Genomic DNA, 19,251 nt, shown 5'->3' with positions numbered 1-19,251 from the left:
CACTCACATTTTTATATTTTCTTATCTTGAAATAACACTTATCGCCTACCCTATCATTAGGGGCAGGCGATAAGTTAGCATCCTTCTTATATAACTTTTACTTCTTCTTCTACCTCCTCTGCAAGTTGAAACGCATTATGCAACATTTCAACTGCTAACACCATATCCGCCTCTTCCACTACAACAGACACTTTAATTTCTGATGTACTGACCATTTTGATAAAAACCTCATTTTCAGCTAGAACCGCAAACATTTGAGCGGCAACACCTGGATTAGAAACCATACCGGATCCTACAATCGAAACTTTCGCAAGATCTTCTTCAAAATAAATATCGGTGAATTGTAGTTCTTCTTGTTGCCCTTGTAATACAGCTAGCGTTTCTTTCAGGGAAGATTGAGTGATTGAAAAAGATATATTGACGTGCTCGTCATCATATTGGTTCTGGATTATAATATCGACATTCACTTGATTTTCAGACAATGCCGTAAATAGCTTTGATAATGTGTTCAATTGATTAGGTAAGCCTTTAATCGTTATCTTAGTTACATCATTTTCAAAAGCTATTCCCCGTACTACTAAGTTTTGTTCCATTGTGACTTCCTCCTCGATCATTGTTCCTACTACATCTTCTATACTAGATGCTACCATTAGGGGTACATCATAATTTTTTGCAAATTCAACAGCTCGTGGATGTAACACACCCGCTCCAAGATTAGCCATTTCAAGCATCTCATCATAAGAAATTGAATGGAGCTTACGAGCTTTCTTTACATAGCGCGGATCTGTTGTGTAAACGCCTGTTACATCTGTGTAAATATCACAACGGCCAGCCTTTAGCGCAACTGCTAAAGCAACGGCTGTCGTGTCTGATCCTCCACGACCTAAAGTTGTAATATCACTTCCACTAATTCCTTGGAAACCTGCAACAATAACCACTTTTCCTTGCGAGAGTTCTTCTTCAATTCGCTTCGTTTTGATATCCGTAATTCGTGCATTCCCATGGCTCGCTTCTGTTTTTATTCCTGCTTGCCAGCCTGTAAGCGAGATCGCTTGAATGCCAATCTCTTGAAGGGCCATTGTTAACAGAGAAATCGTAACTTGTTCTCCTGTTGAAAGCAACATATCCATTTCTCTTTTGCTTGGTGTATCGGTGAGATCTTCAGCTAAGCTAACTAGTTCATCCGTGGACTTTCCCATTGCCGAAACAACAATGATAAGATCATGACCTTCTTCCTTTGAACGCTTAATTCGATTTGCTACATGTTTAATTCGTTCAACGCATCCAACCGATGTCCCGCCATATTTCTGTACAATCCTTACCATTTTCTTTCATCCTCTCCATATACTCACGGCGATGATGGAACGCAAAAAAGCAACAATAAAGGAAAACCCCTCACTGTTGCTTGTCATACCAGTCCGGTACCACACTGTTCCCTGTTTCTCACGTGAGATAGTTCTCCACATACCACTTGGGTGTAGGTATGTGACAGCCCTATGCTTATTAAACATAGGTCCAGCACAAGGAAAATGAGTGTTCCTTGCACTTCGGCGAATTCCCCTTTCGACTTTCTTCAAACGGTTCTCATTAACCTTAGAAAGTGTACTATTGGTTTTCGCTCCTCTACCAATCACTTCATTTGAAGTGCGGCATATTCAATTGATTTATATTCTAGCAAAGGTTAGAAAAAGAAGCAAGTATAAAATCAGCGTAAGCTGTTTGCTTACTTCAATTTTAATGTCTCAACAATGGTCTCGGCCACTTTCTCTGGTATCGATAATTGTTTAAAATCATCAACTGTTGCTTCTTTCATTTTTTTTACAGATCCAAAGTGCTTTAACAATTGACGCTTTCGTTTTTCCCCAACGCCAGGTATGTCATCAAGAGCAGACTTAAAAAACGTTTTTGAACGAGTTTGGCGATGAAAGGTAATAGCAAAACGATGGACTTCGTCTTGAATCCGTTGCAGCAAGTAGAATTCATGGCTGTCCCTTTTAAGTGGAACGACAATTGGCGGATCTCCCATCAATAGCTGAGAGGTCCGGTGCTTTTCATCTTTAGCCACTCCACATACCGGTATTGTTAAGCCAAGTTCGTCAACTATTATTTCTTGGGCAACTGCGATTTGACCTTTCCCACCATCAATCACAATTAAATCAGGTAAAGGTAAAGATTCTTTTAACAGTCGTACGTACCGACGACGGATAACTTCTCGCATAGAACCATAATCATCGGGTCCATCAATTGTTTTTATTTTGTATTTACGATAATCTTTTCGACTTGGCTTACCATCTACAAAAGACACCATTGCTGAAACAGGATCGGTACCTTGAATATTAGAGTTATCAAATGCTTCAATCCGGTAAGGCGTTGCAATCGCCATCGCTTCTCCAAGTCGTTCAATTGCTTTAATGGTCCTTTCCTCGTCCCTTTCAATCAGTGAGAATTTTTCCTTTAAAGCAACAGCCGCGTTTTGATTAGCAAGGTCGAGTAACTCCTTTTTCTTTCCTCGTTTTGGATGATGTGTTTTCACTTCTAATAACTGTTCAATCATTTCTCGGTCCACTGTTTCAGGAAGTAGAATTTCCGTTGGTTTTATATGTTCCTTTTTCAAATAAAACTGACCAATGAATGTCATTAAATCTTCATGGGCTTCCTTATAAAAAGGAAAAATAGAAACGTCTCTTTCAATTAGTTTACCTTGACGAATAAAAAAGACTTGAACACACATCCAGCCTTTATCATAGGAAAACCCAAACACATCTCGATCAACAAAATCACTAACCATCATCTTTTGTTTTTGCATGACTGTATCCATATGCTGCAATGTATCGCGAATTTCTTTGGCACGTTCAAAATCCATTTCTTCGGCCGCTTTCATCATTTTATCCGTTAACTTTTCTTTAATCTCATCTTGGCCTGAACGCAAAAATTTCGTTATATCTTGTACCATTGCTTGATTCTCTTCTTTTGTAACCTCAGCAACACATGGAGCTAGACACTGACCTATGTGATAATAAAGACAGACTTTATCAGGTAGCGTTCGACATTTCCTTAACGGATACAAGCGATCCAACAGCTTTTTCGTCTCAGTTGCAGCTCCCGCATTCGGATAAGGCCCAAAATATTTCCCACCGTCTTTTTTTACTTGCCGAGTCGTGATCAACCTCGGATGTTCCTCATTTGTTAATTTTAGATAAGGATAAGATTTATCATCCTTTAGCATCACATTATATTTCGGATCATGTTTCTTAATTAAATTCATCTCTAAAATTAAGGCTTCAATATTGGATGATGTAACAATATATTCGAAATCAACTATCTCACTCACAAGTCTTTGTGTTTTGCCATCATGAGAACCAGTAAAATAAGAACGAACGCGATTTTTTAATACCTTCGCTTTTCCAACATATATGATTGTATCCTGACGATCCTTCATTAAATAACAGCCTGGTTGATCAGGCAGAAACATAAGTTTTTCTTTAATTTGACTCATCGTACTCCACCTCACCCTCTATTGTTTGCGAGATTGGAGAGAAAAGCAAGCAAGATCTTCTTAGAAAAAGTTGGATTAAGCTTTTGCGATTTTTTTCACACGGGAGATCATTATTTTCTTGACTCGCGATTATCCTAAACACAATAACATGCTGTCCCCTAGAAAAACAAAAAAACCGCTTTCTAAAAAAAAGAAAGCGGGCATAAAAAACACTACCTTATAGATGCTTATTAAGCAATTCAGCTAATGCTTCTTTTGGTTTGAATCCAACCACTTGATCTACTACTTCTCCGTCTTTGAAAATAAGAAGTGTTGGGATGCTCATTACGCTGTATTTACCAGCTGTTTCTTGGTTTTCATCGACATCAAGCTTAGCAATTTTTACTTTATCGCCCATTTCAGAATCAAGTTCCTCAAGAACAGGTGCAATCATCTTACAAGGTCCGCACCATGGTGCCCAGAAATCTGCAAGAACGACACCTTGACTTGTTTCAGTTTCGAATGTTTGATCTGTTACATTTACAATTGCCATTAAAAAACCTCCTTAGATCTTTACAAGTTTGATTCAATTTGATTATACCAAACACTTCCACTGCTGGCGAATCTGTTGCTCGTATTTTATTGTATCCTTCTTTTAAAACGGTACACACAGATAAAGGGACTCTTTATACTTTTTAGCCAACCTATAAGATTCACTTGCAAAAAAAAAAGAAACCACCAATAACGAGGCTACTGAATAGGTCAGTTTTAAAGCCTGCTATTAGTGGGGTTCTCAATCAGCAGGCTCGCAACGTGTTGAGCCATTGCTACTTCCTCGAATCTGCTAAAAGAGGCTTTTTCAGTAGCCTCTCAATAGCATTACTTCTTTATATCGTTTAGTTAGAAATTAAAGCACTCTTTAACTCTTCAGTTAGGATTGGCACAATTTCAAACAAATCACCAACAATGCCGTAATCTGCTACTTCAAAAATTGGTGCTTCTGGGTCTTTATTGATCGCAACGATTACTTTTGAGTTAGACATTCCTGCTAAATGTTGGATCGCACCTGAAATCCCAACCGCGAAATAAAGATCTGGTGTGACGACTTTACCTGTTTGACCAATTTGCAGACCATAATCACAATATTCTGCGTCACATGCTCCGCGAGAAGCTCCGACAGCACCACCTAATAAATCGGCAAGTTCTTGAAGAGGTTTGAAACCTTCTTGACTTTTCACTCCGCGACCGCCTGCTACGATGACATTTGCTTCAGAAAGGTCAACTCCACCTGTTGCTTTACGAACAACATCACGAATGGTCGTTCGTAGATCCTTGATATCAACTGTTACAGAGGAGACGTCACCACTACGTTCGGAATCTTGTTCTAGTGCTGGAATGTTATTTGGTCGAATCGTTGCTAATACAACACCTTCATTCACTTTCTTTTTCTCAAAAGCTTTACCGGAATAGATAGGACGTGTGAATACTGGCTCTCCTCCAACTACATCAATTGCAATAGCATCTGAAATTAAACCAGCATTTAACTTCATAGCTAGACGAGGCGATACATCTTTCCCCATGGCTGTGTGTCCAAGTATTACCCCTTCAGGATTTTCTACATCAAACACTTGTAAAAGGGCTTGTTGGTACGCATCTGTCGTATAGGATTTAAGATCCGTATGGTTCACTATCACAACACGGTCTGCACCATATTGAATCAACGAATCTGCTAAACCGCTTACATTTTCACCTAGAAGAACTCCTACCACTTCTCCACCGTCAGCAACCTTTTTTCCTGCTGCAATTGCTTCATATGATACATTACGTAATTCTCCATCTCGCACTTCACCGATGACTAATACTTTTTTCGCCATGATTACCCCTCCTATTTAAATGACTTTAGCTTCAGACTTAAGTAATGATACAAGCTCTTTTACCTGAGTGGCTGGATCACCTTCAAGCACTTTTCCTGCTTGTTTTGCTGGCGGTAGGAATATTTCTACGGTCGTTGTTTTTGCTTCCACTTCATCTTCATCTAAGTCGAGATCATCTAGATCAAGCTTCTCTAATGGCTTTTTCTTTGCTTTCATGATACCTGGTAAAGAAGGATAACGCGGTTCGTTCAATCCTTGTTGGGCTGTCACAAGAAAAGGAAGAGCTACTTCCACTGTTTCTTCATCACCCTCTACGTCACGAACAATCGTTGCTTTACCGTCTGTAACCGTTAATTTCGTAATCGTTGTAACTTGAGCGATATTTAAAAGTTCTGCTACACGAGGTCCTACTTGACCTGATCCTCCATCAACGGCCACGTTTCCTCCTAAAATAATGTCCACTTGTTGATCTTTCAAGTAAGCTGCAAGTAGAGTGGCTGTCGTGAATTGATCTAAGTCATCGACTTCCTCACTATCTATAAGAACCGCTTTGTCCGCTCCCATTGCAAGTGCCGTACGCAGCTCTTTTTCTGCTTCTTCCTCCCCAACCGTGACGACGGTTACTTCTCCACCATGCTCATCGCGAAGCACAATGGCTTCTTCAATCGCATACTCGTCGTAGGGATTAATAATAAATTCAGCTCCACTATCATCGATTTGACCACCACTAATGGATATCTTTTCCTCAGTATCAAACGTACGTTTCATCATAACAAAAATATTCATGTCTTTTCCCTCCTACAATTTATTATTTGTTTTGAAAGTTCGGTGAGCGTTTCTCTATAAATGCATGGATTCCTTCTTTTCCATCAGCGGAATCAAAGACTTCTCCAAACAGCTCAGCTTCGCGGCTTGATCCAATTTCTTGCTGTGGATTTCGACTATAGCGAAGTAATTCAAGCGTTCTTTTTACTGAAACCATACTCTTTGTTGCTATTTTTTTAGCTAGTATAAGAGATTCTTCTAATAGTTCTGTTTCTGAAGCAAAAGTAGAGTTTACTAGCCCTAGTTCTTTAGCTTCAGACCCAGATATTGGATCACTCGTCAACATCATTTCAGCCGCTTTAGCCGTACCTACAAAACGTGGTAGACGTTGGCTGCCTGCAAAACCCGGAATAAGTCCTAAAGATAGTTCAGGCAATCCTAATTTTGCATCTTTAGTCGCAAGCCTAATATGGCAGGACATGGCAAGCTCCAATCCACCACCAAGTGCAGCACCGTGAATCGCTACAATAATCGGCTTAGGGAAATCTTCCATTCTTCTGAATACTCCCTGTCCATTCCTAGCAATTCGAGCAAACTCTACCCCATCTTTTGCTTCAGTAAACTCCTTGATATCAGCACCTGCAGCAAAGAATCGTCCTTCTCCATGAAGCAATAGAACATGGACATCTTCATTGCTTTCGAGCTCTGTTAATATGTGTTCAAGCTCTGAAAGAACACTCTTTGAAAGAGCATTAGCAGGAGGACGATTGAACGTAATGGTGGCTACTTTTTCTTTTACAACTACTTGGACATAATCCATTTACTTCACTCCTTTGCATCCAAACTAAGCGCGAAATGCACGAAGTAACATGTTGTGAATAGGCTTAGCTGAAGCAATTAGATCATATTTACAATCCTTCATTACCCAATTTGTTACGACCTCATCTAATGTACCAAAGACCATTTGACGAGCTAAACGGTTATCTAGTTCAGCAGTGAAATAACCTGCTGCTTTTCCTTCTGTTAGTAATTCCTCTAACAAAACTAAGTAGTTTTTAAAAATACCATTAATCTTTAATCGCAAAACGGTATTTGATTGTCGCAGCTCGAGCTGTGTGACAATCGCTAGATTCTTATCAGCTTGAAGTTGTTCAAAGTGCATTTTCACTAAAATTAAAAGTTTTTCTTCAATCGAAGTCTCTGAAATAAGACGTTCACGGATGATCTCAACAAAATGGCCCATCTTCTCCTCAAATAATGAGGTTAAGATATCTTCTTTATTTTCAAAATATAAATAGATTGTACCATCAGCTACACCAGCTTCTTTTGCAATTTTAGAAACTTGCGCTTGATGATAACCATGACTAGCAATCACTTTAACGGCAGCATCGATGATCTGGTTGTATTTAGGTCCTTTTTTCTTTCCCACTGTCGTCTCTCCTTTGAAGTGAATGATTACTCATTCATCACTCTTATTGTAGTGAAAAAGATTGTGACTGTCAACCATTTCTTCTATTTAATTGATGATGTTAACCATTCATTAAAAGTCACATCAAAAGATAATCCCGTGTTCTTTTTCTGAAAAAACGGGTGAATTACATTTTTCGGGAATGGTAGACAATCTTTAATAACGCTTATAATAATATGCTCAATTGCTAACTGATGTTCAAGCTCTCTTTCGACATATAGGGGATTTGTCTGAACGTCAACACCGCCTGCCATTAATGTTGCAAAGTGCGTAATGACTCCTTGTCGACAATTGGGAAGCATAATCGCAACCCGATCTCCCTTGTCTAATCCTAATGTTTGCAAATGATTAGCAAATTGTCTTACTGACTGCGCAAATTCCTTGTATGTTAGTGACTTTCCTAAAAATTCAAGTGCTACATGATTAGGATAACGTTCAACGACTTCTTCAACTAACTCATGCAATGCTTGCTTTGGATAATCAATTGAAGCTGGTATTTCTTTATCGTAACGATCAAGCCATTTTTTCAGATACAGTTATTATGTAAAACAGCCTCCTAATCTCCTTTCCTTCCAAAGCTTCATCCTACTCTTCTCTATTGTGATGAATGTTCATTCATTTTAAATAGATAGTTGAAACTTTTTTATAATTCTTTCTAAAATATTAGTATTAACCATTTAAAATGAGGTGAATTTAATGCAGCGTTTGTTTATTTTTTTCTTTGAGAGATTAAACAAGAATGGTTTTGTACTTTTGAACAATCTGCAATGAGTAGCCGCTACATCTTTAAAGGCTTTACTATAGTAGGTTCTAAATAGTAACTAAAGCAGCAACTATAGCCCTTCCTTGAATAATCAATTATTTACTTTCACATTGCTTGAATTCTGATTCAAAATTTACTCACTTCAAAAAAAACGCTAAAGGAATATCGCCACCCCTAGCGTTTCCTATTAAAAAGAACTCCCCTGAATTAAATGCTTTGTTATTTTCTATCTTTTCTTTACTCGTTGCTAACTTTCTCTTGTGACTTGAGTTTCTCTTTTTCTTCTTCTACAAGAACTCGTCGGAGAATTTTGCCAACAAGAGTTTTAGGTAGCTCTTCACGGAACTCATAAAGCCTCGGTACCTTAAAGGCAGCTAAATGCTTACGACAGAATTCATTTAATTCTTTTTCTGTTAACGTTTTACCTTCTTTTAAGACAACAAAAGCTTTAACCGTCTCTCCTCGATATTCATCAGGAACACCAATAATAACTGCTTCTTGAACTGCCTCATGTTCATATAAAACTTCCTCAATTTCTCGTGGATAAATGTTAAAACCACCAGCAATAATCAAATCTTTCTTCCGATCTACAATGTAGAAATATCCTTCGTCATCCATATAACCCATATCCCCTGTTATGAACCAATCACCGTTAAATACTTTTGCCGTTTCTTCCGGACGATTCCAATATCCTTTCATCACTTGAGGACCTCTAATGGCAATTTCACCCACTTCTCCTTTATCAACGGATTCACCCGTTTCAGCTGAAATGACAGCCACTTCTGTATCTGGCCATGGAATGCCTATACTTCCTGTTTTACGTTTCCCCCAAATGGGTGTCGCGATCGCAACCGGAGATGTTTCCGTTAAACCATATCCTTCAACAAGCTTACCACCCGTTAGTTGTTCAAACTTCTGTTGGATTTCTAAAGGGAGTGGCGCAGCCCCACTTAAACAAGCTTTTATCGATGAAAGGTCATAATCCTTTATGGTAGGATCGTTAATTAAAGCGACGTACATCGTTGGTGCTCCAGGAAACAAATTAATTTTTTGTTTCTCAATCGTTTTTAAAACGTCTTTTGTTTCGAATTTAGGTAAGATAACGGTTGTATGGCCATTCATAACGCCAAAATTCATGCTGACTGTCATTCCATATACATGAAAGAAAGGCAGAACGGCCAAGCCCTTTTCTTTTCCTGGTGCTATCTTATAGGTCCAATGAATGCATTGCATCGTGTTGACAACCAGATTTTGATGTGTAAGCATGACTCCTTTCGCTGGACCTGTTGTACCACCTGTATATTGCAGAAGAGCTAAATCCTTAATCGGATCCATCTCTATAAGCACTTCATCTGATTTTCCTGATTTTAAAAATGGTTTGAATGCAAATGTATTGTGATTGTATTCCACATCTATTTTAATGCCTGATGTTTTCTTCTGTACGAAAGGGTAGAGCAAATTTTTAGGGAATGGTAGATAGTCTTTAATACTTGTAACAATGACATGTTCTAGATTGGTTTTTGAACGTACTTTTTCAACTCTGGAAAATACGAGGTCGAGACAAATAATGACCTTAGCTCCTGAATCAATTAATTGATGCTCTAACTCTCTCTCCACATAGAGAGGGTTTGTCTGGACAACAACAGCACCAATCATAAGTGCACCATAATAACTAATGACACCTTGTGGACAGTTTGCCAGCATGATTGCAACGCGATCACCCTTTTTTACTCCAAGGGATTGCAATTGATTAGCAAATTGTTTCGCTTGCTCATACAATTCTGTGTATGACATTTCCTTACCTAAGAAATGAAGGGCTATATTACTCGAATACTTTTCGGCTGATAGCTTTAAGTAATCATGTAAACACCTCTCATCGTAGTCAATAGAATGGGGAACTTCCTCAGGATAACTGTCTAACCAAATCTTCTCAACCGTTGTCATGACTATCTCCTCCTTACCATTTTGTTCTTACTCCTTTCTCTTAAATCAGTCTTACTACTTCCATTGTATTGTTAACGATTACATATCTGAATCACTTTTTGACTTTTTTATGAACTTTTTTTAAAGAAGTTGATTAACCCATTTTCAAATTAATTTTTGATTACACTAAAACCCATTATTACGAATAAAAAAAAGCTGTATAGGATTGCCCCCAGCAGCTTTAATTTCTCGTTCTCACGGTGCATAAAAAATCATGAAAATAATTCCAGCTAATATAAACGCTCCGCATGCTACATATAGTATTTTCATTAACCGTTCCACTTGTGAAACCACTCCTTCTATCTCGCAATAATACTCGCACCTATGACATAAGAAAGACCAATAGAAATGATCATAGCGATGAATCCAACAGCCCGATTGTCTCGCTCAATCTCTTCATCCACTTTAAAAGTTGGAGTTAGAAACTCAAACATAAAATAGCTAAACAATAATAAGAAGAAACCAAGAACTCCCCAGCCTAGCATCATCAGAAGAGAATCGGAATACTCTATCGAATGCCTGAAAATGTTAGCTACGCCAAAGATTTTCCCACCAGTTGCAAGCGCAACCGCTATATTTCCCTTTTTGATCTCTTGCCAGTTCTTATAGCTAGTAACCAACTCGAAGATTGCCAAGAATAAAATGATTGCTAGGAGGGAGACACTGTAGTAAGCTGCTGTTCGAACCCACTCATATTCAAAAAATGCTTCCATTTATCTCGCCTCTCTTATTTCAGCTCCACAACGGTGTTCCCAAGACCACCTTCATTCATCCCACCATCTCGCTCACTTTGAACATGTCGATGCTTTTTTAATAATTGTTTGACCCCTTTACGGAGGGCACCACTACCTTTACCGTGTATAATAGAAACTTGATGATATCCAGCGAGCAGAGCATCATCAATATATTTCTCAACCATCAACATCGCATCTTCAAATCTTTCCCCACGTAAGTCAAGCTCTGATTTAACATGGTGATCGTTACCCCGTACCATCGCTAGAGGCTTGGTTTCAACCTGCTTGGGACGATCTAAAAGTTGCAAGTCATCCTGTTTTACTTTCATCTTCATAATACCCATTTGGACCTGAAATTCAGTTTCACTTATTTTTTCAACAACGATTCCTTTTTGTCCAAAGCTTAAAACTTTTACTTCATCTCCATTTTGAATATTTTGTTTTGCTTTTGCAGCAACCTTCTTAATTTTTTTCTGCTTCGACGTTAGTTTTGGCGTTGCTTGCTCTAGATGCTTTTTCGCGTCAATAATTTGATGTTCTTTCACTGATAAACCTTGTTTTTGCATGTCACGTAGTTCACTAATAATTAACTCGGCTTCTTCCTTCGCCTCTTGAACAGCTTTTTCTGCTTTGTCTTCAGCCTCTTTAAAAATTCGTTCCTTCTCTGTCTCGAGAACTTGTAATTGCTCTTCAAGGTCTGCGCGAAGCTTTTCCGCTTCTTTTCGAAGAGACTTAGCTTCTTCCCACTCTGACTCAGCTGATTTCTGGCTTGTTTCAAGCGAAGCAATCATCAACTCAATCTGATTGGTCTCACTATCAATTTGTTCCTTCGCCTTATCAATCACGCGTTCATTTAGTCCAAGTCTTCTTGAAATCGCAAACGCATTGCTTCGTCCAGGAACTCCAATAAGCAAGCGATATGTTGGACGCAACGTCTCCACATCAAACTCCACGCTTGCATTAATCGCTCCTTCACGATTATAAGCATAGCCTTTTAATTCGCTGTAATGAGTTGTTGCCACTACACAGGCGCCGCGATTATAGACATCATCTAAAATTGAAATCGCTAAAGCAGCTCCTTCTGTTGGATCCGTCCCCGCTCCAAGCTCGTCAAAAAGGACTAGACTTTGAAAGTCGACTTTATCTAAAATACTAACAATGTTCGTCATATGGGAAGAAAACGTACTTAAACTTTGCTCGATTGACTGTTCATCCCCAATGTCAGCAAAAATCTGTTTAAATACCGCCATCTCCGATTCATCCTCGACCGGGACATGTAGCCCCGATTGAGCCATTAGCGTAAGAAGCCCGACCGTTTTTAACGTCACGGTTTTTCCTCCGGTATTAGGACCCGTAATAATAAGAGAGCGATACGTTCCTCCTAGTTCAACATTAATCGGTACAACCTCATTTTCCTCTAATAGAGGATGACGCGCTTTTCTCATATTTATATAGCCATCTTCATTTAGCATTGGCTCAGATGCTTTGATTTGCTTAGCATATCGAGCCTTTGCAAAAATAAAATCAAAGGCAGCAAGAATCGTTAAATTATGCAATAAATCATCGGCAATTTCAGCCACTAGCGCAGATAGTTCTGTTAAGATTCGTTCAATCTCTCTCTTTTCTTTTACTTTTGCTTCACGCAATTGATTATTTAACACGACAATTGCTTGTGGTTCGATAAATAGGGTCGCTCCAGAAGCTGATTGATCATGGATAATCCCTCCGAAAGAACTGCGGTACTCTTGCTTAACAGGAATAACAAATCGATCATTTCGAATTGTGACAATCGCATCCGATAACATTTTTTGCGAGCTAGAGGATCGTGTGATGCTTTCTAATTTTGAGCGCACGGAAGATTCGTAGCTTCTTACTTGTGAGCGAATCGTCCTAAGCTCAGAACTAGCAGAATCCATTACATGTCCGTTGTCGTCAATACATTGCTTAATCTCACGCTCTACGTCCGTTAACGGCTCAATTTCTTCTGAGTATAGATGAAGCAAAGGCAAGTCAATTTCCTCTTCTTCAACCAGTGTGACAATAAACTTCTTCAGCCTACGTCCCCCGTAAATAGTACTTGCCACTTCCATTAACTCATGTGCAGCTAGTGCCCCACCAATTTTTGCCCGTTTTGCATGTGCTACAACATCCGTGATTCCGCCAAGAGGAGCATTCCCTTTTAACCTAAGAACTTTTGCTCCTTCTGACGTTTCCTTTTGCCATTTTTCAACCTCTTCTTTATCTGTCGACGGCTTTAACGCCAAGACCTTTTGTCTTCCTAGAGAAGAGGAGACATGACCAGTCAATTGCTTTTTCATCTTTTCAAATTCTAATACTCGTAAGACTCGTTCCATCTATGATAACTCCTTCTCTATAAAATCCATTATTCGTGTTGTTTAAGGAAACGGCTAGCCGTCTTTTCTGAATGAACACAAACCGCTGCCTTCTTTTATTGTTGAAGGACAAATGGGTTTCTTGTCGTTTAACGTACTGCTTATGGAAACATTGCTGTCATCTTCGAAAGGCTTTTCAGGCTTTTTTGAAACCGATCCTGTATTTACTCGAATTTTACTTCTTTATCTTTGCAAAAACGCTTGTAGTTTTTCTAATGGCCAAGTATTCATAACTGTTTCTGCTTTTAATAATGCTTTTCTTGCTACACCCGTACCGTATGACATAAGATCTAGTGATTCTTTATTATGAGCATCTGTGTTGATCGCGATCGTGACCCCTGCTTCTTCTGCCTTTTTTAACCAATGAGCAGCTAAATCTAATCGGTGTGGGTTAGCATTTAATTCAAGTGCTGTATTCGTTTTTTTCGCTAGTTCGATCAGTAACTCTACATCCAGATCATAGCCTGCGCGATGACCAAGTATTCGACCTGTAGGATGGGCGATTAAATCGACATGCTTATTTTCTAATGCGCTTATTAACCGTTTCATTATGGTAGCACGGTCCTGTTGAAAAGAGGAATGGATCGCCGCAATGACAAAATCTACTTCAGCCAAAATCTCATCATCGTAATCAAGAGTCCCATCAGGCAAAATATCCATTTCTATTCCAGTTAAAATCGTAAAGTCATCGTATTGAGCATTTAGAGCTTTGATACGAGCATGTTGCTCTTTTAAACGCTCAATCGAAAGACCATTAGCAACACGCAAATATTTCGAGTGATCCGTGATTGCTATATACTGATATCCTTTTTGTCTTGCTGCCTCGACCATTTCTGCAATCGAATGAGCACCATCGCTCCAGGTTGTATGCATATGAAGGTCACTCACGATATCGTCATTCGTTATATACGTATAAGAATGCTCGACTTCTCCTTGATCTTCTCTCGCTTCGGGAGGAATAAATTCTAAACCGAAGTGTGCAAAGAACTCTTCCTCTGTCTTGAATGTTTTCATTTCTCCTGTTTCAAGATGTTCTACCCCATACTCACTGATTTTCTCGCCTCGTTTTTTAGCTAGCTGTCTCATTTTCACGTTATGATTCTTCGATCCTGTGAAATGATGCAAGGTTGTCGCAAATTCTTCCGGTTTTACTAGCCTGAAATCAACAGAGATAGGAAAATCGATTGTCGTAATCTCTACAGAAACCTTTGTATCTCCACTTGCAACCACTTTGCTAATGGAATCCAGTTCAAGTAACTGTTGTTTAACGGTTCCTGGCTCGGTTGTAGAAATAATGAAATCAAGATCCTTAACAGTTTCTCTCATCCTTCTTAAACTACCTGCTTTTGAGAACTGCTCTACTCCGTTCATTCCAGCTAATACCTGTTCAATGGCTTCAGCAAGTGGTAAGACGGTTGGCAGAGCTAATCGTTCTGGCCTCTCACTTGCCTCTTTTATGGAAATAAGAATTTTCTCTTCTGTTTTCTTGCCAAAACCAGCTAGTTTTTGCACCTCTTTAGCTTCACACGCTTGCTTTAGTGTTTCCAAATCAACCACATTTAGTTCTTGATATAGCTTTCCAATCTTTTTGCCACCAAGTCCTTGTAGTTTCAACAGTGTCAAAAGGCCTGAAGGCACCGCCTCAGCTAATTGCTCCATTAATGAGGATTTACCCGTTTGTTTCAACTCTAGTATGACTTCGGCTGTTCCTTTGCCAATTCCATTTAATGTTGCAGGATTTTCAATTTCATCTAATGTCCGTTCATCGGACTCTAACGCAAGCGCCGCTTTGCGATACGCTGAAATTTTAAAAGGATTATCGCCCTTGATTTCAAGATACGTTGCAATCATTTCAAGATGTTTTATCACGTCTTTTTTATTCATTCTTCATCGATCCTTTCTCTCTACTCTCATCATACCGATAGTTGGTAGACAAAATCAACGAAAGTCCCATAAGAAAAGCCGCAGAGCGGTCTTTTCTTATAAGCATTAGTGGAAGTTACTTTCTCTTAAGTCGAACGTGGGGTTCTTGTCGTTCGACTTAAGAGCTTTTGGTGCCATTTCCACCCTTGAGTAGGCTCTTCATGCTTCATTGAAACTCATCCTGTATCACTCGGATTTCAAACTTCCTTATCTTTAAAAACAGTCTGGTTCTTACACATGTAAGAACCAGACTGTTTTTAAAAAGATGTCTTGAGAGTGTGCGTTGCTTTTGGAACAATCTATAATTGATTATTAACCCATAATTCCTTCAGCCATTCAGATAAAAATGGCGTATGGTTCAACATAAGCTGAACAACGATTGAACCTTGCATGATTTCTTGAACGATAACAATCGGTAAAAGCGCTGTTACAAAAAATAGGACAAATAAAATGAGATATGTCTCAATGAAACAAAAAATCCCTCCAAGTAATTGGTTAACCGACCGTAAAATGGGTAGATGCGCCAAAAAGTCTAGCATCGAACCAAATAGGTGAAGAATAATTTTTGTGCCGAAGAAGAGAAGCGCAAAAGCAATCCCAGAGTAGTAGACACTCTCTGCATTAAACGAATTAATGATCATTCCAACCGTACTATCAGATGAAAATTGCGGGTAAGGAACCCATAGTCGAATGTAGGAAGCAAGTTCGCCAAAATAAGTATAGGCCACTACAAGAGCAACTATAAAGCTAATGAGATGAATGATTTGAAGGATAAAACCTCTTCTTCTACCAATAAAGAAACTACAAAATAAGATAAATAGAATTAGAAAGCTAAGCATGTTTATTCGTCTCCTGTCGTCCTTTGCTGCTTTACTTTTTCGTTCAACCTTTCATTTTCTTTTGTTAACTTTATATAATCATCAACAATGTTAACAGCTGTTAATACAGCTAAACGTGTAGTATCGAGATAAGGGTTTCTTTTTTTTATTTCTCTCATCTTCTGATCAACTGTTTGAGCCACTTCTTTCACGTGTGCGGGAGGCTCTTCACCGACAACTGTATATTGTTGACCATATATTGAAACCGTTATCTTCTGCTTTTCGTTTCGTTTTGACACGGAAAAGCCCCCTATCTACAAGTCAATTCCATATGTTGTAGTCATCTATTAAAATCCTACATTCTATCATACCATGAAGGTTTATTTAAGGAAACAATGTGTTTAGAAGAAATTTGGAAATTACTAATCTTTAGTAACGGTGACTACACTTTTTAACCGAAATAGTTTGTTTAAATAGGGTAATTTTTATATTCATAATCCAGTTATTTTTTATAAAAAGAATTTACTTAGTAAAAGAGCTTGTTCAAAAAAGAGGTTGTCCGAAAAGATCATTGATTATGACCTTTAACGACAACCTCATTCTAATTATATAGTTTATAGTAAGTAAAACGTTAGCCTCTTAACGTGGCCCCAACATGTTCTTTCACCATTTTCAACACTTCATTATGAACCTTTGTCACTTCTTCATCTGTTAACGTTCTTTCTGGATTGAGATATGTTAGCGAAAAAGCAAGAGACTTCTTTCCTGCCTCCATATGCTCGCCTTCATATAAGTCAAACAGACGAACCTTTTTCAACAACTCGCCTCCAGCCCATCTGATGACTGTTTCCACTTCTCCCGCTGAACGATGCTTATCAATTACAAGAGCAATATCACGAACCATCGCTGGATATCGCGGCATTGCTTGATAAACAACTGATGTCGCTTCGTGTTTCAGTAACGTATCTAGTTCAAGCTCATAAACATATGTTTCTTTTAAACCTAATTCCTTTTGCTTAGAAGGATGTACTTGACCGATAAAACCAATCTCTTGACCATCTAATTTCACAAGAGCGGTTCTGCCAGAATGTAAATCAGGTAAAGTCGCTTGTTCAAACACAATCTCCGCTTCGATTCCGAGCTCCTTGAATAAGTTTTCAAGAATGCCTTTACCGACAAAAAAATCAACGGCTTTCTTTTCGGCTTGCCATTCGTGCTCTAGCCACATTCCAGTTAATGCACCTGCGACCATTTCTCTTTCAGTTGGTTGATTTGTCAATGTTTCTTCGTTGCTTAAGAAAATCGATCCAATTTCATATACATGAACGTCTTGATTTTTCCGATTAAAGTTATAGCTAAGAACATCAAACAAATGCGGAATGAGACTCGTCCGCATCGTACTGCGGTCTTCACTCATTGGCATCGCGAGTGTTACAGGCGTTTGATTTTTTTCAAACGCGAATCCTTTCGCTTTTTCAGGACTTGTTAACGAGTAAGTAATAACTTGAGATAAGCCTGAACGCTGTAACACACGACGAACATGGCGTCTTTTCGTTTGATAGTCCGTTAACGCGCCTTGAGTTGTTGCTCCAACAGGAAGCGTTGTCGGGATATGATCATAGCCATATAACCTGGCCACTTCTTCCATTAAATCTTCTTCAATTTGAATATCAGAACGACGAGAAGGAATCGTAACATTAAGAATATCACCGACTTTTTCATAAGTGAATCCTAAGCGATCCATGAATGACATTGCTTCATCAAGTGATACTGACATCCCTAGGCGGTTATTAACCCGTTTTAAATCAAGAACTACGGTTGAAAGTTCATAAGATAGAAGATCTTGTTCAACCACTCCAGAAACAATCGTTCCACCAGCTAATTCAGCCATTAAAGCTGCTGCTCTTCGACCCGCAGCTAAGACGCGGTCTTGAGCGACCCCTTTTTCATATCTTGTACTCGCATCACTGCGTAGCCCTAGATCTCGTGAAGCTTTTCGAATCGTTGCCCCTTGGAAATAAGCGGCTTCAAGTAAAACCGTTGTCGTGCCAGCATGAACCTCAGATGTAGCTCCACCCATTACACCAGCAATTGCAACAGGCTCCTTGCCATTCGTTATAACGAGATGATCGCTTGAAAGCATACGCTCTTGATCATCTAGTGTCACAATGGTTTCTCCATCTTTCGCACGACGCACTAAAACTTCTTTTGAACCAAAACGGTCATAATCAAACGCGTGTAATGGTTGTCCATATTCAAGTAAGACATAGTTCGTAATATCAACCACATTGCTGATTGGTCGAATTCCTGCAGCCATCAAGCGATTTTGCAACCAAAGAGGTGACGTACCTACTTTCACATCTTTAATGATAATTGCTCCATAATATGGAGTATCTTCCGTTGCTTCCACCTTTACATCAATGTAGTCAGAAGCTTTTTCTTTGTTCGTTTGGACGTCAATTGTAGGAAGAGTGACTTCCTTTTCATATAAAGCGGCCACTTCATACGCCACACCTAACATATTTAAACAATCAGCACGGTTTGGAGTTAAGTCTAACTCAAGGATTTCATCATCTAAGTTAAGAGCAGCGAGCGCATCGCTTCCGACTTCCACTTGATCGCGGAACACATAAATGCCTTCAGCATACTCTTTTTGCACAAGCTTGCTATCGATACCAAGCTCTTGCAACGAACAGATCATACCTTGTGAGACTTCACCACGTAGCTTCGCTTTTTTAATTTTAAAATTACCCGGAAGAACAGCGCCTACTTTCGCAACGGCAACATGTTGACCAGCTGCTATGTTCGCTGCTCCACAAACAATTTGCACGAGTTCTGCTTCACCAATATCAACCTGACAGACATTTAATTTATCAGCATTGGGATGTTGACTACATTCTTTGACAAAACCAACAACCACTCCTGAAATTCCTTGATTTAACCCATGAACAAAATCAATCTCAATTCCACCGCGAGTCATTTTCTCTGCAATATCGCGAGCGGAATGCTCTTTTACATCTACATAATCCTGTAACCATTTATAAGAGACTAACAT

At 39.0% G+C, this 19,251-nt stretch carries 15 protein-coding genes and 1 riboswitch; all 15 genes read right to left on the bottom strand.

The genetic code is table 11. The annotated features are described in order from the left end of the window. Positions 1-86: 86 nt before the first annotated feature. The 15 genes from LDX58_RS09845 to pheT all read right to left on the bottom strand — a co-directional run bounded on the left by LDX58_RS09845 (position 87) and on the right by pheT (position 19,251). Complete coding sequence (locus LDX58_RS09845) at positions 87-1,325, bottom strand: aspartate kinase (protein ID WP_227936663.1); 1,239 nt, start codon at positions 1,323-1,325, stop codon at positions 87-89. A 120-nt stretch (positions 1,326-1,445) separates the two neighbouring features. Next, positions 1,446-1,634: riboswitch (Lysine riboswitch) on the bottom strand. Between the two features lie 89 nt (positions 1,635-1,723). Next, positions 1,724-3,496, bottom strand: a complete 1,773-nt coding sequence (gene uvrC, locus LDX58_RS09840; RefSeq protein ID WP_227936662.1) for an excinuclease ABC subunit UvrC — start codon at positions 3,494-3,496, stop codon at positions 1,724-1,726. Between the two features lie 217 nt (positions 3,497-3,713). Then, positions 3,714-4,028, bottom strand: coding sequence for a thioredoxin (gene trxA / locus LDX58_RS09835; RefSeq protein WP_227936661.1), 315 nt, complete (start codon positions 4,026-4,028; stop codon positions 3,714-3,716). Positions 4,029-4,371: 343 nt separating this feature from the next. Next, positions 4,372-5,349, bottom strand: coding sequence for an electron transfer flavoprotein subunit alpha/FixB family protein (locus tag LDX58_RS09830; protein WP_227936660.1), 978 nt, complete (start codon positions 5,347-5,349; stop codon positions 4,372-4,374). 15 nt (positions 5,350-5,364) lie between these two features. Next, positions 5,365-6,135 (bottom strand): electron transfer flavoprotein subunit beta/FixA family protein, encoded by a 771-nt coding sequence (locus LDX58_RS09825; protein WP_227936659.1) that lies wholly within the window; start codon positions 6,133-6,135, stop codon positions 5,365-5,367. 22 nt (positions 6,136-6,157) lie between these two features. Further along, positions 6,158-6,934 carry an enoyl-CoA hydratase gene (locus LDX58_RS09820; protein WP_227936658.1) on the bottom strand — a complete coding sequence of 259 codons (777 nt, stop codon included), beginning with the start codon at positions 6,932-6,934 and terminating at the stop codon, positions 6,158-6,160. A 24-nt stretch (positions 6,935-6,958) separates the two neighbouring features. Next, the gene (gene fadR, locus LDX58_RS09815) at positions 6,959-7,543 is read right to left on the bottom strand and encodes a fatty acid metabolism transcriptional regulator FadR (protein ID WP_227936657.1); all 585 of its coding nucleotides are present in this window, start codon (positions 7,541-7,543) and stop codon (positions 6,959-6,961) included. Between the two features lie 83 nt (positions 7,544-7,626). Next, positions 7,627-8,046: an AMP-binding protein gene (locus tag LDX58_RS09810; RefSeq protein WP_227936656.1), complete on the bottom strand. Its 420-nt coding sequence runs from the start codon at positions 8,044-8,046 to the stop codon at positions 7,627-7,629. 536 nt (positions 8,047-8,582) lie between these two features. Continuing rightward, positions 8,583-10,289 carry a long-chain-fatty-acid--CoA ligase gene (locus LDX58_RS09805; RefSeq protein ID WP_227936655.1) on the bottom strand — a complete coding sequence of 569 codons (1,707 nt, stop codon included), beginning with the start codon at positions 10,287-10,289 and terminating at the stop codon, positions 8,583-8,585. 338 nt (positions 10,290-10,627) lie between these two features. Continuing rightward, positions 10,628-11,041: a DUF350 domain-containing protein gene (locus LDX58_RS09800; RefSeq protein ID WP_227936654.1), complete on the bottom strand. Its 414-nt coding sequence runs from the start codon at positions 11,039-11,041 to the stop codon at positions 10,628-10,630. A 14-nt stretch (positions 11,042-11,055) separates the two neighbouring features. After that, positions 11,056-13,416 carry an endonuclease MutS2 gene (locus LDX58_RS09795; protein ID WP_227936653.1) on the bottom strand — a complete coding sequence of 787 codons (2,361 nt, stop codon included), beginning with the start codon at positions 13,414-13,416 and terminating at the stop codon, positions 11,056-11,058. 222 nt (positions 13,417-13,638) lie between these two features. After that, entirely contained in the window at positions 13,639-15,339 is a 1,701-nt protein-coding gene (polX, locus tag LDX58_RS09790; RefSeq protein WP_227936652.1) for a DNA polymerase/3'-5' exonuclease PolX, read from the bottom strand. A 338-nt stretch (positions 15,340-15,677) separates the two neighbouring features. After that, positions 15,678-16,217: a CvpA family protein gene (locus tag LDX58_RS09785; protein WP_227936651.1), complete on the bottom strand. Its 540-nt coding sequence runs from the start codon at positions 16,215-16,217 to the stop codon at positions 15,678-15,680. 2 nt (positions 16,218-16,219) lie between these two features. Continuing rightward, positions 16,220-16,495 carry a cell division protein ZapA gene (zapA, locus tag LDX58_RS09780; protein ID WP_227936650.1) on the bottom strand — a complete coding sequence of 92 codons (276 nt, stop codon included), beginning with the start codon at positions 16,493-16,495 and terminating at the stop codon, positions 16,220-16,222. 332 nt (positions 16,496-16,827) lie between these two features. Then, a complete protein-coding gene (gene pheT, locus LDX58_RS09775) occupies positions 16,828-19,251 on the bottom strand; it encodes a phenylalanine--tRNA ligase subunit beta (protein WP_227936649.1) in 2,424 nt (807 codons plus the stop codon).

The organism is Alkalihalobacillus deserti (assembly GCF_020734105.1).
GTDB lineage: Bacteria > Bacillota > Bacilli > Bacillales > Bacillaceae_D > Halalkalibacter > Halalkalibacter deserti.
This window is presented reverse-complemented; position numbering and strand designations above follow the sequence as displayed.

Coding starts and splice junctions, on each gene's coding strand:
- pheT (WP_227936649.1), bottom strand. CDS start 19,251: ATGTTAGTCTCTTATAAATGGTTACAGGATTATGTAGATGTAAAAGAG.
- LDX58_RS09800 (WP_227936654.1), bottom strand. CDS start 11,041: ATGGAAGCATTTTTTGAATATGAGTGGGTTCGAACAGCAGCTTACTAC.
- polX (WP_227936652.1), bottom strand. CDS start 15,339: ATGAATAAAAAAGACGTGATAAAACATCTTGAAATGATTGCAACGTAT.
- trxA (WP_227936661.1), bottom strand. CDS start 4,028: ATGGCAATTGTAAATGTAACAGATCAAACATTCGAAACTGAAACAAGT.
- LDX58_RS09830 (WP_227936660.1), bottom strand. CDS start 5,349: ATGGCGAAAAAAGTATTAGTCATCGGTGAAGTGCGAGATGGAGAATTA.
- LDX58_RS09845 (WP_227936663.1), bottom strand. CDS start 1,325: ATGGTAAGGATTGTACAGAAATATGGCGGGACATCGGTTGGATGCGTT.
- LDX58_RS09785 (WP_227936651.1), bottom strand. CDS start 16,217: ATGCTTAGCTTTCTAATTCTATTTATCTTATTTTGTAGTTTCTTTATT.
- LDX58_RS09805 (WP_227936655.1), bottom strand. CDS start 10,289: ATGACAACGGTTGAGAAGATTTGGTTAGACAGTTATCCTGAGGAAGTT.
- uvrC (WP_227936662.1), bottom strand. CDS start 3,496: ATGAGTCAAATTAAAGAAAAACTTATGTTTCTGCCTGATCAACCAGGC.
- LDX58_RS09820 (WP_227936658.1), bottom strand. CDS start 6,934: ATGGATTATGTCCAAGTAGTTGTAAAAGAAAAAGTAGCCACCATTACG.
- LDX58_RS09825 (WP_227936659.1), bottom strand. CDS start 6,135: ATGAATATTTTTGTTATGATGAAACGTACGTTTGATACTGAGGAAAAG.
- LDX58_RS09795 (WP_227936653.1), bottom strand. CDS start 13,416: ATGGAACGAGTCTTACGAGTATTAGAATTTGAAAAGATGAAAAAGCAA.